Genomic DNA, 22,063 nt, shown 5'->3' on the forward strand with positions numbered 1-22,063 from the left:
AGAACAAATGGAGAGGCAGTCATGAAGCGGTTCATTCTCGATCTCGGTGGCCTGGTGTCCTGCGCGTCCTTCCTCGGCGCGGTCTATCTGTGGATGGGGCACGTTCAGTCCATCATCTAGCCTCTACGCCAGCCGGCTCGCCGCCTACTCTGGCGGGCCTTCATCATCCGGCGGCAATCGGCCGCCGGCCTCAGGCGCGAACGGAGCGGCACATGTTCATTCACCTGCGTGTTCACTCGGCGTTCTCGCTCCTCGAGGGCGCGATGCAGCTGAAGAAGATCATCAGCCTCGCAGGGGATGACAAGCAGCCCGCCGTGGCGGTGACGGACACCGCCAACCTCTTCGGCGCGCTGGAGTTTTCCGAAAAGGCATTCGAGGCGGGCATCCAGCCGATCATCGGCTGCACCGTTCCCTTGCGCCTGCCCGAGCGGATCCAGAACGGCAAGCAGATCACCCCGGTGACGCGGCTCCCCCTCTACGCCGCGAACGAAACCGGGTTCATGAACCTGCAGCGCCTCATCAGCCACGCGTACCTGTCGTCCGAAGGCCGCTCCCCCAGCGTCTCGATGGCGGACTGCGCGACCTATAGCGAAAGCATCATCGCGCTGTCCGGCTGGCTCGGCGGCCCCGTCGGCTTCTCGTTACGCGATGGCGACTTGGATGCCGCCCGCGCGATGACCGCCGCGCTTGCCGAAACCTTCGGCGATCGCTTCTACTGCGAACTCCAGCGCCACGGCGACAAGGGCGAGACCACGCTGGAAGAGGCCACCGTCAACATGGCCTACGACATGGGCCTTCCGCTGGTTGCCACCAACGAGGCCTACTTCGCCGCCCACGATGACTACGAGGCGCACGACGCGCTGATCGCCATTGCCGAAGGCCGCCGCCTTGGCGATGACGACCGCCGCCGCCTCACCGCCGAACACTGGCTGAAGCCGCAAAGCGCGATGGAAGCCCTGTTCGCGGACCTGCCGGAGGCCATCGAGAACACCGCCGAGGTGGCGCTGCGGTGCTCCTACCGCCCGCGCAAGCGCGGCCCGATGCTGCCGAGCTTCCTTGCCGGCGAAGGCGGCGGCGAAGCGCGCGACGCGGCGGACGACATCGAGGCGGAGGCCGAGCGCCTGCGCACCATGGCGCTGGAGGGGCTGGAAAAACGCTTTGCCACCCGCGGCATGGCGCCCGGCGTCGAGCGCGAGGTCTACGCCAAGCGGCTGGAGCACGAACTTTCCATCATCACGTCGATGAAGTTCCCCGGCTACTTCCTCATCGTGGCGGACTTCATCCAGTGGGCGAAGCAGCAGGACATTCCGGTCGGGCCGGGCCGCGGCTCGGGTGCCGGCTCGCTGGTCGCCTACGCGCTGACGGTCACCGACCTCGATCCCCTCCGGTTCGACCTCCTGTTCGAGCGCTTCCTCAACCCAGAGCGCGTCTCGATGCCGGACTTCGACATCGACTTCTGCCAGGACCGGCGCGACGAGGTGATCACCTACGTTCAGAAGCGCTACGGCGCCGACAAGGTGGCGCAGATCATCACCTTCGGAACGCTGCAGGCGCGCGCCGTGGTGCGCGACGTCGGCCGCGTCCTCGACATGCCCTATTTCAAGGTCGACCAGCTCGCCAAGATGGTGCCGTCGAACCCCGCCAACCCGGTCACGCTGGGCGAGGCGATGAAGACCGAGCCCGCGCTCCAGCAGGCCCGCAAGGAGGACGGCGAGGTCGACCGCCTCCTGCAGATGGCGCTGAAGCTGGAAGGCCTCTACCGCCACGCCTCCACCCACGCCGCCGGCATCGTCATTGGCGACCGGGCGCTGGAAGAGATCGTCCCGCTGTACCGCGATCCGCGCTCGCCGCTGCCGGTCAGCCAGTACAACATGAAGTGGGTGGAGAGCGCCGGCCTCGTCAAGTTCGACTTTCTGGGCCTGAAAACGCTCACCACCATCCAGCGCGCGCTGGCACTGATCGACGAACCCATCGACCTCGACACCCTCCCGCTCGACGACAAGGCCTCCTACGAGCTTCTGGCCCGCGGCGAGACGGCCGGCGTGTTCCAGCTGGAAAGCCAGGGGATGCGCAAGGCGCTGGTTGGCATGAAGCCGGACCGGTTCGAGGACATCATCGCCATCGTGGCGCTCTATCGCCCGGGCCCGATGGACAACATCCCGAGCTACAACCTGCGCAAGCAGGGGCTGGAGGAACCGGACTACCTCCACCCCATGCTGGAGCCGATCCTGAAAGAGACCCACGGCATCATCATCTACCAGGAGCAGGTGATGCAGATCGCGCAGGTCCTCTCCGGCTACTCGCTCGGCGAAGCTGACCTTCTCAGGCGCGCCATGGGCAAGAAGATCGCTGCCGAAATGGCCGTCCAGCGCGACCGCTTCGTGGAAGGCGCCGAGGCGCGCGGCACCTCCGCCGCAGACGCCAACCACATCTTCGATCTTGTGGCCAAGTTCGCCAACTACGGCTTCAACAAGTCGCACGCCGCAGCCTATGCGCTGGTCGCCTATCACACGGCCTATCTCAAGGCGAACCACCCCAAGGAGTTCCTGGCCGCCTCGATGACGCTCGACATGGGCAACACCGACAAGCTGAACGATTTTCGCGCCGAGGCGCAGCGCATGGGCTTTGACGTCAAACCGCCGTGCGTGCGCACGTCCCGCGCGGAATTCACCGTGGTGGACGATGCCATCGTCTACGGCCTTGCGGCGGTGAAAGGCGTCGGCCGTCCGCTGGTCGACTTCATCGAGGCCTCGCAGACCGAGCCCTACAAGAGCCTCACCGACTTTGCGAACCGGCTCGACCCGAAAGTCGCCTCCAAGCGTGCGCTGGATGCGCTGGTGTGCGCCGGCGCATTCGATTGTTTCGGCACCGACCGTGCCACGCTGTCGGGCGGCCTCGACCAGATCATGGGCGTTGCCAACCGCGTCGCCAGCACTGCGGCCATGGGCCAGAATGACTTCTTTGGCGAAGCCAAGGCAGAAGACCTGCGCCTGCCCACCGATGCCGCGTGGACACCCGCCGAACGGCTGAAGCGCGAGCACGACGCCATCGGCTTCTACCTCTCGGCCCATCCGCTGGACGACTATGCCGAAGCGCTGCGCGGCGCCAGCGTCCCCCGCTGGCGGGATTTTGCGCAGCAGGTGCGCGTCGGCGCGGGGACGCGGCTTGCGGGCGTGGTGATCTCGCGGCAGGAGCGGCGCACCAAGAGCGGCAATCGCATTGCCATCGTCCAGCTGTCCGATCCGTCAGGTCAGTTCGAGGCGGTCGTGTTTCAGGATACGCTGGAGGCCTGCCGCGACCGGCTGGACCCCGGCGCCTGCGTCCTCCTCACGGTCACCGCGCAGGAGCGGGACGAAGGGCTGGCCGTGCGCATCCAGAACGTGGAGCCATTGACCAAGCTGGCCGGCGCCGGCCAGCGCTCCCTCAAGGTGTTCATCGACCGGCCGACGGCCATCGTCTCCATCGACAAGCTTCTGGGCGACACCGGCGCTTGCGGCGTGACGTTTGTCGCGCTCGCCCCGTGCGGCACGGAAACGGACATCGTGCTGCAATCGGGCCGTGCGGTGTCACGCTCCGTGGCCAACGCCATCCGCTCCATGGCGGGCGTGGTGGACGTGCGCTACACCGAAACCTCGCACTGAGGCTGCAAGCTTCAGGTCAGGCGGCGAGGCAATCGGCCAGCATCGCATCGTCGATGTTGCCGCCCGACAGGACGATCGCAACGGTGCCGCCGGAAAAGCGCGCCGCCCCCGAGAGAAGCGCCGCCAGCGCAATGGCCCCGCCCGGCTCGCAAATGAGCTTGAGTTCTCTCGCGGCAAAGGCGACTGCGGCCTTCATGTCGGCGTCGCCCGCAGTAAAGCCGGGGCGTGCGTGGGCCTTCAGGATGGGGAGCGTCAACTGGCCAGGGGTTCGCGCCAGAAGCGCATCGGCAAGGGAGCCGGCCAGCTTCGCGTTCGCCTCGTGCCGGCCGCTGGTGATCGAACGGGTGGTATCGTCGAACCCTTCCGGCTCCACCGGGTGACAGGCTGCCGGCGCCAGAGCCGCGAAGGCCGTCGCAACGCCGGACAACAGCCCGCCGCCGCTGACCGGCACCAGCACCGCATCGGCCCGAAGCCCGAGTGCCGTGAGGTCCTGGGCCATTTCGAGGCCTGCGGTGCCCTGCCCTGCCATCACGAACGGATCGTCGTAGGGCGGCACGAAGATCGCGCCGGTCTCGGCGGCAATGGCCTCGCAGATCGCAACCCGGTCTTCGCGCTCCCTGTCGTAGGCCACAATCCGGGCGCCGGAGCGTTCGGTGCGGAGGCGCTTGGTGGCCGGCGCATCCTGCGGCATGACGATGGTCGCCGGCACGCCGAACAACCGGGCCGCTTCCGCCACCCCTTGCGCGTGATTGCCGGACGAGGCTGCAACAACCCCGCGTGCGCGCTCACCATCGCTCATGGCCGCAAGCCGGTTGTACGCCCCGCGAAACTTGAACGATCCGGTGCGCTGCAGACACTCCGGCTTGATGAAGACCCGTGCGCCAACGGCTTCATCCAGAACGGCGGACGTCAGGAGCGGTGTGCGCACCGCATGCCCTGCAAGCCGTGCCGCGGCCGCCTCGATATCCGCAAGGCCGATCGCGAGACCCGGCGCCGTCATTGCGGCGGCGCGGCGTTGGCCGCCATCTCGGCAAACGACACGGGCGCGCCATAATCGTCCACATAGCCCACGTGGGAAACGCCGTTGCCCTCTTCCACAATGTGGATGGCGTAGGCGGGCGGCTCCATCACCAGCTGCGCCCGGTCTTCGCCCAGCGAAAGCGCAACCTGATGCGCCACACCCGGCACCGCCATCGAGGTGACGCCCGCAACGTCACCAATGATGACACGGTGTACATGGCCGCAGATGATCCGCGCCACGTTGCGGTGCCTGGCCAGGACCGCGGCAAAGGCGTCCGCATCGCTGAGGCCGATGCCGTCCATGCCGGTGCCGGTGCGGAAGGGCGGGTGATGCATGGCAATGAGCGCAGGACCGCAGCCGGCCAGTGTCTCGTCCAGCCACGCCAGTTGCGCCGGCCCCAGCGTGCCGTGGTGGCTCCTGGTGTCCAGCCCGTCGACCGAGGTGTCGAGCGAGATAGCCATGACGCCGCCGATCTCGCGCGCATGGCAGAGCTTGCCGGCCACCGGCTCGTCCACAACGCCGGGCCACGCGATGAACGCCGCGCGCAGCGCAGCGGTGCGGTCGTGGTTGCCGGGCATCACCAGCACAGGCACGGAAAAACGCGAGAGCAGCATTTCGGCGCGGGTGTAGGCGTCTTCCTCGCCAATGTCGGCGATATCCCCCGTCACGATCACGGCGTCGATGTCGCCGTGCCGGAGCAGCAGCCGGTCGATGGCGGCCGCGGCGTGGCGGTCGGCATCGATGCGGCCGAGTGTCAGGACGCCCGGCGGGCGGAGGTGAAGATCGGTGAGCTGCGCGAAAACTGCCATGCCCGCTCGATAGCAGCGGCGGACCGGTCGCGCCAGCAGGTCCGGGCCGCGTCCAGCATCAATCGGCGCCGTGCGCATCGACCCTGCCGAAATGGGTGGGGTGTGTGGCGGCGCACTTTGGGCTAAGCCCCATGGCGCCACCCGCCCTGACACACGGACCATACCCATGATTCCCCCCCGCTCAGGCCCCATGGACACAGGGCTCGGCCTTCTGGCCGGGTTGATGCTTCTGGCTGCCATCGCGCTTGGCTTTCTGCCCGGCCAGGCCGGTGTTCCGCCGCTCGACCGGGACGAGCCGCGCTACACCCAGGCCACCAAGCAGATGCTTGAAACGGGCGACTATGTGCGCATCCGCTTTCAGGACGCGCCGCGCCACAAGAAGCCCGTTGGCATCCACTGGCTTCAGGCCGCGGCGGCCAAGGCGAGCGGCTTGGGCGCCGATGCGCCGCTCTGGGTCTACCGCATCCCCTCTCTCCTCGGTGCGCTCTCTGCGCTGCTCCTTTCGGTGTGGGTCGCCCGCGCCTTCCTGCCCATGCCGCTGGCGCTGGCGGTTGGCGCCATTTTCGGGGCAACCATCATCCTCGGGGTGGAGGCGCGCCTTGCCAAGACAGATGCCGTGCTTCTCGCCACCATCCTACTGGCACAGGGCGCACTGGCGCGATTGTGGCTGTCCGAGCGGCGCCCTCTCGGGACGGCAGTGCTGTTCTGGCTGGCGCTCGGCGCGGGCATTCTCGTGAAGGGGCCGATTGCACCGATGGTGTGCGGCCTCACCATTGCGGCACTTGCCCTTGCCGACCGCAGGCGCATCCTCTCCAACCTGCGGTTTGTGATCGGCATTCCCATTGCCGCGGCGGTGTGCCTGCCCTGGTACCTCGCCATCTATGCCGCCACCGACGGGGCGTTCTTCGTGGCGGCCGTGGGCAAGGATTTTCTGGGCAAGGCGGCAGGCGGCCAGGAGGGGCACGGTGCGCCGCCGCTCACGCACATCGGCCTGTTCCTCGCCGTGGGCTGGCCGCTGGCGCCCCTTGCCATCGCCGCACTGTGGCGCGCGGTGCGGATGCGCAGCGATGCCATCCTCTTTGCCGCCGCGTGGGTGGTGCCGGCGTGGATCGTCTTCGAGCTGACGCCCACCAAGCTGCCGCACTACACGCTGCCGCTGCTGCCCGGCATTGCGCTCGCCACCGTCGCGTCGCTCGCCGCAGCAACGCCGCCGCGGGCGCTCAAGGTGCTTGCCGGCGCGCTGGTGCTGGCCGCACCGCTCGGCGTCCTCGGCGCTGCGGTGATGGCACCCTTCATCTTCGCGCAGATTGGCGCCGGTGATCCGTCGCTGGTGGCAGACTTTCCGCAAGTGACTGTCATCGTGCTTGCTGCCCTTGCAGCGGCAGCCGGGCTCGCCGCAGCAGTCGCCATCTGGCGCGGCGCGAGGCTGGTCTCACCCGCGGTGCTGGCGCCGGTGGTGGCCGCCTCGGTGATTGCACAGGCCACGATCTGGGGCATCGCCCTGCCGGCGACAAAGCCGATCTGGATCTCGCCACGCCTTGTGGCCGCGGCCGCTGAAGCAGCGCCTTGCGCCAGCCCGCGGATCATTTCGGTCGGCGGCTTCAACGAGCCGAGCCTCGTCTTCCTCTCAGGCACGAACACCGCCCTTCTGACCGCAGAAGAAGCCGCCGAAGCGGTCACCCTGTCCGGCGAAGGCTGTGCGGTGATTGCTGCCCGCGGTGAGGCCGTTGCAACCGTCCGTGCCGCGGCTTTGGCAAAGCGTGTCACCCTTTTCGAGGCCGGTCACGTCACCGGCTTCAACATTTCCAAGGGCGACCCGATCGACCTCACATTGTTCCAGCGCGCCCGTTAGGATGAAAAAGGGCGGGCCTGAGCCCGCCCTGTCTTCGCCGTGGCGAACGCTCTCTCAGTGAGCGAGAATCTGCGACAGGAACAGCTTGGTCCGCTCGTGCTGCGGGTTGGTGAAGAACGGCTCCGGGGCGTTCGATTCCACAATCTGCCCCTGATCCATGAAGACCACGCGGTTGGCCACCTGGCGGGCAAAGCCCATCTCGTGGGTCACGCAGATCATGGTCATGCCGGTCTGCGCGAGGTCGACCATCACGTCGAGCACTTCCTTGATCATCTCCGGGTCAAGCGCGGAGGTCGGCTCGTCGAACAGCATCACGTTGGGGTTCATGCACAGGGCGCGGGCGATGGCGACGCGCTGCTGCTGACCGCCGGACAGCTGGCCCGGATATTTGTTGGCCTGCTCGGGGATCTTCACCCGCTCCAGGTACTTCATCGCAATCTCGTTGGCTTCCCTCTTGGGCATCTTGCGCACCCAGATCGGCGCCAGCGTGCAGTTCTCCAGAATCGTGAGGTGCGGGAACAGGTTGAAGTGCTGGAACACCATGCCGACTTCGCGGCGGATCTCGTCGATCTTCTTGAGGTCCGACGTCAGCGGGACGCCATCAACCGTGATCGCGCCCTTCTGGAACTTCTCCAGCGCGTTGATGCAACGGATCAGCGTGGACTTGCCCGAACCAGAGGGGCCGCAGACAACGATCCGCTCCCCCTTCTGGATCTTCATGTTGATGTCCTTCAGGACATGGAACTCGCCATACCACTTGTTCATCGCCTCGATTTCGATGGCGACCTCATCGGAGATCTCCAGCGGGGGTGGCGTGGTGTCGGGCTCGGCAAACGCGGCTTCGGCCATTGATGTGTCTCCCTAACGGCGGTCGGATGCCCGAAGGCGTTTTTCGAGGAACATGGAATATCGGCTCATTCCGAAGCAGCAGACGAAGAAAAGCAGAGCGATGAAGCCGTAAAGCTCCCACACAATGCCGTTCCAGTCACTATCGGAGCGGATCGGCTTCGTCAGACCGAGCGGATCGAGCAACCCGATCACCGCGACCAGCGTCGTGTCCTTGAAGAGGCCGATGAAGGTGTTGACGATCCCCGGAATGGAAATCTTCAGCGCCTGCGGCAGAATGATTAGCCGCATGCCCTGCCAGTAGGACAGGCCCAGCGTGTCGGCCGCTTCGTACTGGCCGTTCGGCAACGCGGCCAGACCGCCGCGGATCACTTCGGCCATGTAGGCCGAGGCAAACAGCGTCGCCATGATGAGGACGCGCGGGATGATGTCGAAGTCGGTGCCGGGCGGCATGAAGTAGTTGAGGAGGGTCGACGCGACAAACAACAGCGTGATCAGCGGCACGCCGCGGATGAACTCGATGAACGTCACGCAGATGACCTGCAGCACCGGCAGACGGGACTGGCGCCCCAGCGCCAGAAGGATGCCGAGCGGCAGGGACCCTGCAATGCCGGTCACGCCGATGACCATGGTGAGGAGAAGCCCGCCGAAGCGGGACGACGGCACCGACTCCAAAAACAGTCCGCCCCAGAGCAGGAAGAAGGCGAGGAACGGAAACACCAGCGAGAACGCGAGCCATTTCCGGCGGTAGGCCGGTCCGCCGAACAGGAAGGCAAGGATGGCCACCGCCACGGCCACACCCACCGTGGGGTTGATGAAGCCGGCAATGTTGCCCCGGTCCACCCAGGTAAACAGCGCGATGGCCACGACGCCGGCCATGATCCAGATGAGCGGGCGCATGGAACGGAACAGCACCGGCATCACCGCAACCACCATGAGGAGGAAGGCCACGTTGGGACGCCAGCGCAACTCGTCAGGATAAAAGCCGTAGATGATCTGGTTGTAGCGCTCGCGGATCACGGCCCAGCAGGCGCCCGAAACGCCCTCGCCATGGGTTTCGCGGATGATGTCACGGCATTCCGAAAGGCTGCTTGCATGCCAGACGGCCTTCAGGATCGCCCAGTCGATGATGCCGGGCAGCAGCCACGCCAGAAAGGCGATGGAGAGAATCGTCAGGAGCGAGTTGAACCACGAGGAAAAGAGGTTCGCCCGCAGCCAGCCCATGACGCCGGTGGAAGAGCCGGGTGGCGGCTGCGTCGGATACTGCGTTTGCGCAACGTAGGGGACGGTTTCGGCGTGGGTTCCGCTCATCTCACCGCTCCACCAGTTTCACGCGGGAATTGTAGAAGTTCATCACCGAGGAAATCATCAGCGAAAGGAGAAGGTAGAATGCCATCAGAAGCAGGATGCATTCCATCTCGCGCCCCGTCTGGTTCAGCGTGATGCCGCCAAGGGTGCCGGTGGCGTCCATGTAGCCGACGGCAATTGCAAGCGAGGAGTTCTTGGCAAGGTTCAGATACTGGCTGATCAGCGGCGGCACGATGACCCGCAGCGCCTGTGGCAGGACGACGAGGTTCATCGTTCGTCGGGGCCGGAGGCCCAGCGCAAACGCCGCCTCGGACTGCCCGTGGCTGACCGACAGGATGCCGGCGCGCACGATCTCGGCAATGAAAGCGCCGGTGTAGAGCGAAAGGGCGAGCCACAGCGCAATCAGGCTGTCGCGCATGAAGATGCCGCCGCGGAAGTTGAAGCCCCTGAGCTCGGGATATTCCAGCGTGATCGGCTGGCCGAGCGCGAAGAAGGCAAGCAGCGTCGGCACGATCAGAATGCCAAGGCCGAGCCACAGGACAGGCGTCTGCTCGCCCGTGGCGGTCTGCCGCTTTCGCGCCCAGGCCCTCAGCGCAAACAAGCCCGCAACCGACAGCGCGAAGATGATGAGGACGATGTTGCCGCCGTCACCGATGATCGGCGCTGGAAAATAAAAGCCGCGGTTGGTGAAGACGACGGCGCCCGCGTCGAGCCCGTCCTCGCCGCGAAATGCGTTGGGCGGGGGCAGCGATTCGTTCACGACGGCCGCTACAAGGAGGATCCAGAGCAGCACCGGGACGTTGCGGAAGCCTTCGACATAAACGGTCATCAGCTTGGAAATCAGCCAGTTGGGCGAAAGGCGCGCCACACCGGCAATGACCCCCAGGATGGTGGCCAGAACGCAGCCCATGGCCGCCACCAGAAGGGTGTTGAGAATGCCGACCACGGCCGCGCGGGCGTTGGTGGACCGGCTGTCATATTCGATCAGCTGCTGGTTGATGTCGTAACCGGCGCTTTGCCAGAGGAAGCCGAAATCGAATTCCTTGCCCAGCGCCCGAAGGTTCACGACCGTGTTGTTCACCAGCCATGCCACCGCCAGCATCAGGATCATCATGGTGATGGCCTGGATGAAGCCGGATCGATAGCGCGCATCGGTCCAGAGCATGTTGAAGCGGAAAGACGGTTGTGGCGGGCCTGACGTGACGACGCTCATGTCATACTCTCCGCGGGTGGCGCTGACGGGCTTGGCACGGTCTGGCGCAAAAAATCATCTGTTCGAAAAAACGCGGCATACGGCGCTGCTGCACAAGCCGGAAAAAGGGGCGCGGGATGACCCGCGCCCCTTGATCAAGGCTTAACGGAACGGCGGCGCGTAGAGAATGCCACCGTCGCTGTAAAGTGCGTTAAGACCGCGCTCCAGGCCGACCGCGGTGTCCGGGCCCAGAAATTCGTCGAACAGCTCGGCGTAGTTGCCGGTCGCCGCAATGGCCTTCACGGCCCAGTCGGACGGCAGGCCCATCATCTCGCCGTAGCCCCCGTCAACACCGAGAAGACGTGCAACTTCCGGGTCGAGTTCTTCAACCGGTTTGGATGCCATTTCCTCGACGTTTTCCTTGGTGATGCCTTTTTCTTCCGCAATGATCAGCGCGTTCAGCGTCCAGCGGACGACGTCGGACCATTCGGAATCGCCATGGCGCGTGACCGGACCAAGGGGCTCCTTGGAGACGATCTGCGGCAGGATCACGTGCTCGCTCGGGTTTTCGAACGAAGAGCGGACAGCGGCCAGACCGGATGCGTCGGTCGTGTATGCATCGCAGGCTTCAGCAAGATATTTTTGCTGGGCTTCGTTGTCGGTCTCGATGGGGACCGGCTCGTAGTTCATGTCGTTGGCGCGGAAGTAGTCAGCAAGGTTCAGCTCGGTGGTGGTGCCGGTCTGAATGCAGATGGTCGCGCCGTCGAGCTCAAGCGCGGAGGTCACGCCGAGCGCCTTGGGCACCATGAAACCCTGACCGTCATAGTAGTTGACGCCCTGGAAATCGAGCTTCAGGTCCACGTCGCGCGAAAGGGTCCACGTCGTGTTTCGGGAAAGGAGATCCACTTCGCCGGAGGCCAGCGCGGTGAAACGCGTCTTGCCGGTGAGCGAGGTGTATTCAACGGCTTCGGGGTCGTCGAAGATGGCCGCGGCGACTGCCTGGCACAACGCAACGTCGAAGCCCTGCCAGCTGCCGTTCTCGTCCGTGAATGCAAACCCGACGAGGCCGGTATTGATCCCGCAGTTCAGATTCCCTCGGTCCTTGACCTCTTGCAAGGTCTGCGCGTTGGCAGGTACGGCAATCAGGCCTGCGACGGCCGCCGCTGCCGCGAAGTTTATAATCCTCATCGTGATGCAACTCCTAAGGTGGTTCACGGAAAACAATTCTGCCGCTTCATCGGCTCGCAAGCACTTAACGTGCCACTCACGCGCAACCCTGCACGCGCCGTGCCGCATAGCTTGCTCACACTAATCAGAAGAACGCTCTTTCGCCAACGCCCTAAAGGGAAATTCTATGTACAAAAAGCCAGCCGACGCTCATCAGGCGAAGCTTGCACCCGCCACCCGGATCGCTCACGGCGGCCTCGACCCTTCGGCGTTTCATGGCTTTGTCAATCCACCTGTGGTGCATGCATCCACGGTGCTTTACCCGGACATTCAGGGCACGATCGACCGCACCCAGCCCTACACCTACGGTAGTTCCGGCACGCCGACGACGGACGCTTTGCGGGCTCTGGTCCTGGAACTCGAAGAGGCAGAGGACTGTGTTCTCACGCCCACAGGCCGCGCCGCGAACGCCTGCGCACTGGCTGCTTTGGTGAAACCCGGCGATCACGTCATCGTGCTGGACAACGTCTATTTTCCCACCCGCAAATTCTGCGACGGCTTTCTCACCCGCTTCGGCGTGACGACCACCTATGTCGATCCACTCGACCATGGCGCCGTTGCCGCAGCGCTCGAAATGCCCACGGCGGTGGTATTTCTGGAGGCACCGGGGTCACAAACCTTCGAGGTGCCGGACATTCCGCATCTGGCGACAATGGCACGCGAGGCCGGCGCCACCACAATCATGGATAACACCTGGGCAACGCCACTTTATTTTCAGCCCATAGCCCACGGGATCGACATCTCGATCCAGTCCGCCACCAAATATTTCGGCGGTCATTCCGACCTTCTGATGGGCACCGTCAGCGGCAATGGCGAACCGATGGCGAAGGTCCGTGCAGCCTGGCAGGACCTCGGCCTGCATGTGGGTCCGGAGGACGTGTTCCTCACCATGCGCGGGATCCGGACGCTGGATGTGCGAATGGAGCGGCATGCGCGCAATGCGCGGATCGTGTCCGAATGGCTGTCCGGCAATCCGCTGGTGCACCGCGTCCTCTACCCCGCGCTGCCGGGCGCACCGGGGCACGAAATGTGGAAGCGCGACTTCAAGGGCGCCTCTGGCCTTCTCGGCATCACGTTCAAGGACCGCACGCGCGAAGAGGTGATCCGCTTCATCGACGGTCTGGCGCTTTTCGGGATCGGGTATTCCTGGGGCGGGTTCGAGAGCCTTGCGACCCTGGCGCCCATGCCGTCCCTGCGCAGCGCCACCACGTGGCCCGAAGATGAGGCGGTGGTCCGCCTTCACATCGGCCTCGAAGACCCCGGCGACCTGATTGCCGACCTCGACAACTCGCTGAAAGCCGCCTTCGCCGCCTGATGCCTGACGCCCGCAGGCTCCGGCTTGCGGGCGGTTCAGGCCGTGTCGGGGTCAGACCGTGTTGGCGAGCGCGCTGCGCCGTTCGCGGAAGATGAGCCAAAGATTGCGGCCGTAGATGAACAGCCCCATCCCCTGCCCCGCAATGAACACGGGGTCTTCGCGGTAAAGCGCATACACGAACAACAGCGCCCCGCCCGCGATGGAGAAGAACCAGAACGCCACAGGCACCACAGACCGGCCCGCCTTCTCCGACGCGATCCACTGGATCAGGAAGCGCGCCGAAAACATCGCCTGTGCAAAAAAGCCGATGGCGATCCAGACGGTGAACTGCGCCACGAACACGTTGTGGAACCAGGCGCCCAGCGACGCGAAAGCCTCAGACATCCGTCCGCTCCAGAACGTCCGCCGCGACAGGGCGGGATGCGCTGCGGCGGCGCAGCCACCACACGCCCAGAAGGTCGGGAATGCCGACCAGCGCCCGGTCCAGCGTGCCGTATTTGGACTGTCCGCTGGTCCGCGGCCGATCCGCCACCGCCACATGGGCAATCTTCCAGCCTTCCCGCATGAACAGCGCCGGATAGAAGCGGTGGTTGTTGTCGAAGAACGGGATCAGCAGGTAGGCGTCGCGGCGCATGGCCTTCAGGCCGCACGCGGTGTCGCGCGTGTCATCGGCCAGCATCGCGCGGCGCAGGCGGTTGGCAAGGCGCGAAGCGATCTTCTTGCGGGCGCCATCGTGCCGCTGCGTGCGCTGGCCGGCAACGAGACCAATGGCAGGGTCCCTGATCAGCGGGGCAACGAGATCGGCCAGGAACTTGGGGTCGTTCTGACCGTCGCCGTCCACCGTCACGGCAATGTCGCCACGGGCAGCCAGAATGCCGGCACGAACGGCGCGCGATTTCCCGCCCGATTTTTCGTGCCGCAACAGGCGCACCGCAGGCAGCGCAGCGGCGCGGACCGCGTCGGCCGTGCCGTCGGTCGAGCCGTCGTCCACGACAATCACTTCGAATGGCGGCGGCAGCGGACCGGCCAGAACTTCGTGCAGGAGCGGCACGATCGCGTCCCGCTCATCCTTGGCGGGGATCACGATGCTCACGAAGGGGCGCGAAGGGTTGCGGGCTTGCATGGGTCCGGACAGTTTGGCCGCGCGAGCGGGTTTACGACACTGTAAACCGCTCCCCTACTACCCAAACCGCCTTCACCACAAGAGCGGCGGCCCGCCAGCCCCGCGGGACCCTGGGGTGCGCCAGACGTACCCCGGCCAACGCCTCAGGCGCAGCGGAAGGCCGCCGTGGGCACCCAGCCATAATAAAGGTTGTGCCGCGGCGGCTTGATGCGCACCCACAGATCATAGGACGGCGATGTGGGCGCTTCCATGATTTCCACCTCCATCCCCGCCGGCAGAAAGCCCCAGACCTCGCCCTGCGGCTCCTGAAACACTTCAAGCTGACCGGAGGTCGTGACGATGATGCAATAATAGGAGGTGGCCACGGGCGGCGCGGGCGCCTTGAAAAGGCGCGGCAGGTCCGCAGCCGGTGCGGCAGACCCGAAGGCGATGAGGAACATCGGCAAGAGTGCGGCAAGGCGCATGAAGCGGGCTCCGATTGCGCAAATGTGTGCGCGAGGGCGGATGGGCTTCGCCGCGAAAGCGAAGCACCACTTGCCTTTAACCCGTTATGCTGTGCCCGGCGGTGCATCGCTGCCCGGAACCTTGCGCCCCTGCGCAGGCGGGCGCGTTCCGCGGACGTGCCGCGGAACGCTGTTGCGGTTCAGTGTGCCGCGCTGACGGCGAGCGCCTCGTGCTCCGCCGCTGCCGAGGCGTCCGCATCGTTTTCTGCGGCCGCACTGGCTGCCGCGGCTTTCGCCTCGGCCTGTGCGGGCGGCGTGATGGTAATCCGGCGGCGGCCGCCGCGGAACACGCGCACGGGGTGCAATTCGCTCTGCTCGGCACGGCACAGCGCAATCAGCTCGCCGGCCATCATCGCACGCACTTCGCTGCCCTCCAGATCGTCGCGCAGCGGGCGCAGGATCGCCCCCTGCCCGCGCTTGAGGCGGCTTGCGGCCACGCGGTCCACCTCGGCGGCAGGAAGGCCGTCCAGCGCAAGGGCGGGGCTGAGGAGGCGTGCGTCGATGGCCGCCTGCGGGTCGGCGGCTGCCATTTCGCGCAGGTCGTCCAGCGTCACCATGTCCGCTTCGTCGAACGGGCCGACGCGGGTGCGCCGCAGCTGGCTGACGTGCCCCTCGGTGCCCAGCGCCTGCGCAAGGTCGCGCGCAATGGCGCGGACATAGGTGCCCTTGCCGCAATCAGCTTCCAGGACACAGGTGTCCGCCGCCGGCTCGCCGACGATGGCAAGGCGGGTGATGGTCACGGTGCGTGCCTTGATGTCGACCACCTCGCCTTCGCGGGCGAGGTCATAGGCGCGCTGGCCGTTGATCTTCACCGCGGAATATTGCGGCGGGATCTGCATGATTTCGCCGACGAATGCCGGCAAGGCCGCCTCGATGGCCTCACGGCCGGGGCGCACGTCGCTGGACGCGATCACGCTGCCGTCGGCATCGTCGGTGTCCGTCGTTGCGCCCCAGGTGACCGTGAAGCGGTAGCGCTTGGCACCGTCCACCACATAAGGCACGGTTTTGGTCGCATCGCCGAAGGCGAGCGGCAGGAGGCCGGAGGCCAGCGGGTCGAGCGTGCCGGCATGGCCGGCCTTCTCGGGCAGGAACAGCCGCTTCACGGCGCCCAGTGCCTGGGTCGACGTGATGCCGATGGGCTTGTCGAGCACGATCCACCCGTCGAGCTGGTTCTTCGGCTTGCCACGGCGGCGCTGACCGTTGCCGTTGCGGGGCTTTCGCGCCGCCGCGGGCTGTGGCTGATCGTCCTGCAGATCGAAGGTCTTAACCATCGGTTCCCTCTGTGCCATCGTCTCCCTTCGCAATGTCCTTTGCGATGATCGGGTCCTTGAGAACCGAGCGCATCCAGTCATCGTCATCGAAGCGTGTGTCGAGCCGGAACCTGAGGTCCGGCATGTATTTCAGCTGGCGGATCTCGCGGGCGAGCGCGGCCCGCAGCGGTTTGGCGTTGCGCGCCAGAGCCTTGATGATCCGGTCCCGGTTCTCGCCGCCCAGCGGCATGACGAGCACGGTCGCGATCTTGAGGTCCGGGCTCATCCGAACCTCGGGCACCGTGATCGGCTGGCGGTCAATGTCGGGATCGTAGGTTCCGCCACGCGCGAGAATGGCGGAAAGCGCGTGGCGAACGAGTTCGCCGACGCGCAGCTGACGCTGTGATTGCATTTTATCCTCGGGGCTGGCCACGGCGGGGATCGGACCCGGTCCGCGGCGCTAAAAACCGGCGGGACGGCTCCCGCCGGTCCCGCTTTTTCGTTTAGGCGAGCGTGCGCTCGACTTCCTCGACGCGGAAACACTCGATGGTGTCGCCCTCGCGGATGTCCTCGTACTTCTCGAAGGCCATGCCGCACTCCTGGCCGACCTGCACTTCCTTCACTTCGTCCTTGAAGCGCTTCAGCGTCTTCAGCATGCCCTCGTGGATGACCACGTTGTCGCGCAGGAGGCGGACACCAGCACCGCGCTCGACCATGCCTTCGGTGACGCGGCAACCCGCGACCTTGCCGGTCTTCGTGATGTTGAAGACCTGGAGGATCTCCGCATAACCGATGAAGGTTTCGCGGCGCTCCGGCTTCAGCATGCCGGACATGGCGTCCTTCACGTCGTCGATCAGGTTGTAGATGATCGAGTAGTAGCGGATTTCCACGCCGGCCCGATCGGCCGATTCGCGGGCCTGCTTGTTGGCACGCACGTTGAAGCCGATGATCACGCCGCCGGTCGCCGCCGCAAGGGTGACGTCCGATTCGGTGATCGCGCCGACGCCCTGGTGCAGCACGCGGGCCGCCACTTCGTCGGTGTTGAGCTTTTCGAGTGCGCCGACAATGGCCTCGGACGAACCCTGCACATCGGCCTTCAGCACGATCGGGAACTCGGAGAGCCCCGCGGCCTGCAGGTTCGACATCATCTGCTCCAGCGACACGGCGGTCGACGGGGCGGTGCTCGTGTCACGCTTCAGGCGCTCGCGGTACTCGGTGATCTCGCGCGCACGGCCTTCGCTGTCGACGACCACGAACTGGTCGCCGGCTTCCGGCGTGGCGTTGAGGCCCAGAACCTCGACCGGCATGGACGGCAGCGCTTCGCTGACCCGGTCGCCCTGGTCGTTGAGGAGTGCGCGAACCTTGCCCCACTCCGTGCCTGCGACAATGATGTCGCCGACCCGCAGCGTGCCCTGCTGGACGAGAACGGTGGCCACGGAGCCGCGCCCCTTGTCGAGCTTGGCTTCCACGACGACGCCATGCGCCTCGCGATCCGGGTTGGCCTTCAGCTCCAGGAATTCGGACTGGAGGATGACCGCTTCGAGCAGCTTGTCGAGGTTAAGGCCCTTGAGCGCGGAGACTTCCACGTCCTGAACGTCACCCGACATGGATTCGACCACGATGTCCTGCTGGAGCAGGTCCGTGCGAACACGCGTCGGATCGGCGCCCGGCTTGTCGATCTTGTTGATCGCCACGATCATCGGAACACCGGCAGCCTTGGCGTGAGAAATCGCCTCCGCCGTCTGCGGCATCACGCCATCGTCCGCCGCCACCACCAGGATGACGATATCGGTCGCCTTGGCACCGCGGGCACGCATCTGGGTAAAGGCGGCGTGGCCCGGCGTGTCGAGGAAGGTGATCTTCTGACCGTCCAGCTCGACCTGATAGGCGCCGATGTGCTGGGTGATGCCGCCGGCTTCGCCGGACACCACGTTGGCCTTGCGGATCGCGTCGAGCAGGCTGGTCTTGCCGTGGTCGACGTGGCCCATGATCGTCACGACCGGCGGCCGCGTGATCGAGTTTTCCAGATCCATGTCGCGAGCGTCGAACAGACCCTCTTCGACATCGGCTTCGGACACGCGCTTCACGGTGTGGCCGAACTCGGTCACGACCAGCTCGGCGGTCTCGGCGTCGATGATGTCGGTGATCTTGTGCATCTGCCCCTCTTTCATGAGGAGCTTGATGACGTCCACACCACGCTCGGACATGCGCGAGGCAAGGTCCTGGATCGAGATGGCGTCGGGGATAACGACTTCGCGCACAACTTTCTCCCGCGGGCCGGACCGTGATCCGCCGCGCTTTTCTTTTTCACGGCGGCGACGCAGCGCTGCGAGCGAACGCCCGCGCTCCGAATCGTCTTCCAGGGCGGTGGTGATCGTCAGCTTGGTACGCCGGCGGTCGTCGCCCTTGACCGCAGTCTTGGTGGGGGTGGCGCGGGCCTTCTTGGCCTTGGCGCTCGCCGCCTCGTCTTCTTCCAGCTCCTTGCTGGTCTTGCGGCGGACCGGGCCGGTGCCGCGCGCCGGGCGCACTTCACCGTCGACCTCGGTCGCGGACGCATCGGCAGCCTTGTTGGCGGCCGCAGTCTCTTCCTGGGCAGCCTTGCGGGCGGCCAGTTCTTCCTCGGCCTTGCGGCGAGCCTCTTCGCGCTCGCGCTTCAGTTCGGCTTCGGCCAGATCGCGCTTTGCCTGGTCGATGGCATCGCGTTCGCGAATCGCCTCTTCCTCGGCGCGCTTCTTCTGCTCGCCCTGCTGGGTGCGCGCCGTTGCCAGCGCGCGCGCCCGTGCATCCTGCTCGGTCTTCGACAGGGTGCGGTGCACCTGCGGGCCGCCACGACGGGGCTCCTTGGCCCGCTCCACACGCTCGCCGCGCGGGGGGGACGCCGGGGTCCGCCCGCGGGGGGCCGGGGTATCGCGCTCGGGCGTGCGCTGCTGGCCGCTGCGCGGGCCGGGCGAAGACGCCTGGCTCGAACGGCGGCGCTGTGCGGGCGCTTCCACCGGCGCCGGCTTATCCTTCACCTCGGCACGGCCGATGATGCGCGGACGCGCCGAAAGATTGAGAGCCTGGGCCGCCAGCTCGTCGGCGCTCGCGCTCGCGCTCGCGGCCTTGGCTGCCGGCTTGGCAGTTTCAGCCACAGCGTCAGGCGCGGCCTCGGCCACGACCGGCTCTTCCTTCGCCTTGGCGGGTGCCTTGGGGGCCGGCGCTTCGTCGGGCTTCGCGGCAACCGGCTTGTCAGCCTTGGCGGCTGGCTTGCTGGCAGGTGCGGGCGCAGGCTTCTCGGGCGCTGCCTTTGCAGGTGTCGCCTTGGCGGGTGTCGCTTTGGCAGTGGTCGCCTTGGCGGTCGCAGCCGTCGCCGGCGCGGCTTCTGCCACGACGGGTTCGGGGGCCGGTGCGGGCTCGGCCGGTGCCGGCTGCGGTGCAGCAGCTTCCGGCTTGCGCGGCGCAGCCTCGGCGGCAGGTGCGGCATCGCCCTGTCCCGGAACCACAATCCGGCGCTTCTTCTTTTCGACCACAACCGACTTGGTGCGCCCGTGGGAGAAGCTCTGCCGTGTGGTAGACTGCTCCACACCGCCGCGACGCAGGCTCAAGGTTTTCTTGCGCCCGCCAAGTTGTTCGCCGGTGTCGTTCGTATCGCTCATACAGTCAAAGGTCCTGCGAACATGAGTTCGTCGGTGTGGTTGGAAACGTCCGCGGGATGCAATGGCCCAAACTCGTAGCCGCGCAAGCGCAGAGCGTCCGTGAAGAAGAGATCGCTCGTTCGGCCGGGCGCGAGTGCGACATGAACCACACGTTGACGCCCCAAGGTGCTCTCCAGCTCAGCCGAAGAAAACACGTCAGCCACACTCCACTTGTTATGGAGTTCCAAAGCCTTTTTGGCAAGCGCCTCCACCTTTTGGCGGCTATCTTCAGATGCATCGCTTGCAAAAATCAGCCCTGTCACCGCCCTGTCACGCACGGCGGCCCGCACTTTCTCGAAGCCGGCCACAACAAGGCCGGCCTTCTGCGCCATCGACAGGCGCTCCAGTGCGGCACGGCGCAGAAGCGCCGCCACATCATCCGCCAACGTTGGCGAAACTTTCAAATCGGCACGGAATCCGCGGGAAAAGACCCGCTTCTTCGCAGCTTCCGCCACGCTGGTCCGCGTGCCGTCCACCCAGACGCCACGCCCCGGAAGGCGGCGCTTGATATCAGGCGTGACGACGCCGTCCGGCGATAGCACGAACCGGACCATGGTGTCCGGCGTGCCCGTTCGCCGGGTCAGCGCACATGTTCGTTCTGGCGACCTATCCGCTTTCTTCAGGAGACAGCCTCCGCCGCAACGTCTGCCTCGCCATCGCCTTCGTGCGCATCCTCGGCGGGTCCGGAAAGGTCTTCCTCGGTGATCCAGCCAGCCGACACGCGGGCGGTCATGATCATCGCTTCGGCATCGGCACGGCTCACGTCGAACGCGGCAAGCGGACCGGTGTGGCGAACCGTCTCCGGCCCCCGCTTCTCGACCCAGCCGACCAGATCGTCCGGCACGGAGCCGGCAAAATCCTCAAGGCTCTTCACGTCGTCCTCGCCAAGCGCCACCATCATTGCGGTGGTGATGCCGGGCACCTGCTTCAGGTCGTCGTCCACGCCCAGCTCGCGACGCTTTTCGTCGTTGCGAACCTCGATCTCTTCGAGGTTTTCACGGGCACGAGCCTGCAATTCCTCGGCGGTCTCGTCGTCAAAGCCCTCGATGGAGGCGATCTCGTCAATCTCGACGTAGGCGACCTCCTCCATGGAGGTGAAGCCTTCGGATGCCAGCAGCTGGCCCACCACTTCGTCGACGTTGAGGCCATCGACGAAGAGCTGCGTGCGCTCGGCAAATTCCTTCTGCCGGCGCTCGGACTCTTCGGCCTCGGTCATGATGTCGATGTCCCAGCCGGTGAGCTGCGACGCGAGGCGCACGTTCTGGCCGCGGCGGCCGATGGCGAGCGAAAGCTGCTCGTCCGGCACCACCACCTCGATGCGCTCCGAATCCTCGTCGAGCACCACCTTGGAGACCTCGGCCGGCTGCAGCGCGTTGACGATGAACGTCGCGGCATCGGGCGACCAGGGGATGATGTCGATCTTCTCGCCCTGCTGCTCCTGCACCACGGCCTGAACGCGAGAGCCGCGCATACCGACGCAGGCGCCGACCGGGTCGATGGAACTGTCATGGCTGATGACGGCGATCTTGGCGCGGCTGCCGGGGTCACGGGCGACCGACTTGATCTCGATCACGCCGTCGTAGATTTCCGGCACTTCCTGGCGGAACAGCATCTTCGTGAACATCGGATGCGTGCGCGACAGGAAGATCTGCGGGCCGCGCGGCTCGCGGCGGACATCGGCAATGTAGGAGCGGATGCGGTCGCCGGGGCGGAAGACTTCGCGCGGGATCAGCTGGTCGCGCCGCACGATGGCCTCGCCGCGGCCAAGGTCCACGATGACGTTGCCGTATTCCACGCGCTTGACGATGCCGTTGATGATCTCGCCGACGCGATTCTCGAACTCTTCATACTGGCGGTCGCGCTCGGCCTCGCGGACCTTCTGCACGATCACCTGCTTGGCGGATTGGGTGGCGACGCGGCCGAACTCGATCGGCGGCAGCGGGTCGGCGATATAGTCGCCGACATGCACTTCCGGATTCTTCGCCAGCGCATCGGAAAGCGCAATCTGGTTGTTGGGGTTCTCGACCTCTTCAACCACTTCCATCAGCCGCTGCAGCCGCGTTTCGCCAGACTTGGGGTTAATCTCGGCACGGATTTCAGTTTCCTGACCGTAACGGGCCCGCGCAGCCTTCTGGATCGCGTCTTCCATCGCCTCGATCACGATGGCGCGGTCGATCTGCTTCTCGCGCGCAACCGCGTCAGCGATTTGCAACAACTCCAGCTTGTTCGCGCTGACTGCCATTGTTCATCCCCAAGTGGGGGCGATCCGCCCCGCCGAGTTCAAAGTCGGGGCACCGCCCCG

Annotated in this window: 17 protein-coding genes; 3 read left to right on the forward strand and 14 right to left on the reverse strand. The window is 65.9% G+C overall.

The window, feature by feature from the left end:
- The first annotated feature begins 212 nt into the window (after positions 1-212).
- On the forward strand, positions 213-3,641 hold the full coding sequence (dnaE, locus tag RDV64_RS00660; protein WP_309197366.1) for a DNA polymerase III subunit alpha: 3,429 nt from the start codon (positions 213-215) through the stop codon (positions 3,639-3,641).
- Positions 3,642-3,657: 16 nt separating this feature from the next.
- On the opposite strand, the gene RDV64_RS00665 is transcribed toward dnaE, so the two are convergent.
- Positions 3,658-4,641: a threonine/serine dehydratase gene (locus RDV64_RS00665; protein WP_309197367.1), complete on the reverse strand. Its 984-nt coding sequence runs from the start codon at positions 4,639-4,641 to the stop codon at positions 3,658-3,660.
- Positions 4,638-5,471: a phosphodiesterase gene (locus RDV64_RS00670; protein ID WP_309197368.1), complete on the reverse strand. Its 834-nt coding sequence runs from the start codon at positions 5,469-5,471 to the stop codon at positions 4,638-4,640. The genes RDV64_RS00665 and RDV64_RS00670 overlap by 4 nt, the downstream gene beginning before the upstream one ends.
- A 166-nt stretch (positions 5,472-5,637) precedes the next feature.
- Here RDV64_RS00670 and RDV64_RS00675 point away from each other — a divergent pair, with 166 nt between their 5' ends.
- Complete coding sequence (locus tag RDV64_RS00675) at positions 5,638-7,323, forward strand: glycosyltransferase family 39 protein (protein ID WP_309197369.1); 1,686 nt, start codon at positions 5,638-5,640, stop codon at positions 7,321-7,323.
- A 54-nt stretch (positions 7,324-7,377) separates the two neighbouring features.
- Here RDV64_RS00675 and RDV64_RS00680 read toward each other — a convergent pair whose 3' ends face one another.
- The 4 genes from RDV64_RS00680 to RDV64_RS00695 all read right to left on the reverse strand — a co-directional run bounded on the left by RDV64_RS00680 (position 7,378) and on the right by RDV64_RS00695 (position 11,857).
- Complete coding sequence (locus RDV64_RS00680) at positions 7,378-8,172, reverse strand: amino acid ABC transporter ATP-binding protein (protein WP_309197370.1); 795 nt, start codon at positions 8,170-8,172, stop codon at positions 7,378-7,380.
- A gap of 12 nt (positions 8,173-8,184) precedes the next feature.
- Positions 8,185-9,480, reverse strand: coding sequence for an ABC transporter permease subunit (locus RDV64_RS00685; protein WP_309197371.1), 1,296 nt, complete (start codon positions 9,478-9,480; stop codon positions 8,185-8,187).
- Position 9,481: 1 nt separating this feature from the next.
- Positions 9,482-10,690 carry an ABC transporter permease subunit gene (locus tag RDV64_RS00690; protein ID WP_309197372.1) on the reverse strand — a complete coding sequence of 403 codons (1,209 nt, stop codon included), beginning with the start codon at positions 10,688-10,690 and terminating at the stop codon, positions 9,482-9,484.
- A gap of 141 nt (positions 10,691-10,831) precedes the next feature.
- Positions 10,832-11,857, reverse strand: a complete 1,026-nt coding sequence (locus tag RDV64_RS00695; protein ID WP_309199588.1) for an amino acid ABC transporter substrate-binding protein — start codon at positions 11,855-11,857, stop codon at positions 10,832-10,834.
- Between the two features lie 166 nt (positions 11,858-12,023).
- On the opposite strand from RDV64_RS00695, the gene metC reads away from it, so the two are divergent.
- Positions 12,024-13,211, forward strand: coding sequence for a cystathionine beta-lyase (metC, locus tag RDV64_RS00700; protein ID WP_309197373.1), 1,188 nt, complete (start codon positions 12,024-12,026; stop codon positions 13,209-13,211).
- A 51-nt stretch (positions 13,212-13,262) separates the two neighbouring features.
- Here the strand turns inward: metC and RDV64_RS00705 are convergent, their stop codons facing one another.
- From RDV64_RS00705 to nusA, 8 genes are all read right to left on the reverse strand, one after another.
- Positions 13,263-13,595 (reverse strand): lipid-A-disaccharide synthase N-terminal domain-containing protein, encoded by a 333-nt coding sequence (locus RDV64_RS00705; protein WP_309197374.1) that lies wholly within the window; start codon positions 13,593-13,595, stop codon positions 13,263-13,265.
- Positions 13,588-14,304 carry a glycosyltransferase family 2 protein gene (locus RDV64_RS00710; protein ID WP_309197375.1) on the reverse strand — a complete coding sequence of 239 codons (717 nt, stop codon included), beginning with the start codon at positions 14,302-14,304 and terminating at the stop codon, positions 13,588-13,590. The genes RDV64_RS00705 and RDV64_RS00710 overlap by 8 nt, the downstream gene beginning before the upstream one ends.
- A gap of 173 nt (positions 14,305-14,477) precedes the next feature.
- Positions 14,478-14,798, reverse strand: coding sequence for a hypothetical protein (locus RDV64_RS00715; protein ID WP_309197376.1), 321 nt, complete (start codon positions 14,796-14,798; stop codon positions 14,478-14,480).
- A gap of 179 nt (positions 14,799-14,977) precedes the next feature.
- Complete coding sequence (truB, locus tag RDV64_RS00720) at positions 14,978-16,108, reverse strand: tRNA pseudouridine(55) synthase TruB (RefSeq protein ID WP_309197377.1); 1,131 nt, start codon at positions 16,106-16,108, stop codon at positions 14,978-14,980.
- Positions 16,101-16,499: a 30S ribosome-binding factor RbfA gene (gene rbfA / locus RDV64_RS00725; protein ID WP_309197378.1), complete on the reverse strand. Its 399-nt coding sequence runs from the start codon at positions 16,497-16,499 to the stop codon at positions 16,101-16,103. Before rbfA ends, truB begins: the two co-directional genes overlap by 8 nt.
- Before the next feature lie 91 nt (positions 16,500-16,590).
- Entirely contained in the window at positions 16,591-19,722 is a 3,132-nt protein-coding gene (gene infB, locus RDV64_RS00730) for a translation initiation factor IF-2 (RefSeq protein WP_309197379.1), read from the reverse strand.
- Positions 19,719-20,471: an RNA-binding protein gene (locus RDV64_RS00735; protein WP_309199589.1), complete on the reverse strand. Its 753-nt coding sequence runs from the start codon at positions 20,469-20,471 to the stop codon at positions 19,719-19,721. Before RDV64_RS00735 ends, infB begins: the two co-directional genes overlap by 4 nt.
- Positions 20,381-22,003: a transcription termination factor NusA gene (gene nusA, locus RDV64_RS00740; protein ID WP_309197380.1), complete on the reverse strand. Its 1,623-nt coding sequence runs from the start codon at positions 22,001-22,003 to the stop codon at positions 20,381-20,383. Before nusA ends, RDV64_RS00735 begins: the two co-directional genes overlap by 91 nt.
- Positions 22,004-22,063 lie beyond the last annotated feature (60 nt).

The sequence above is a fragment of the Acuticoccus sp. MNP-M23 genome (assembly GCF_031195445.1).
Taxonomy (GTDB): Bacteria; Pseudomonadota; Alphaproteobacteria; order Rhizobiales; family Amorphaceae; genus Acuticoccus.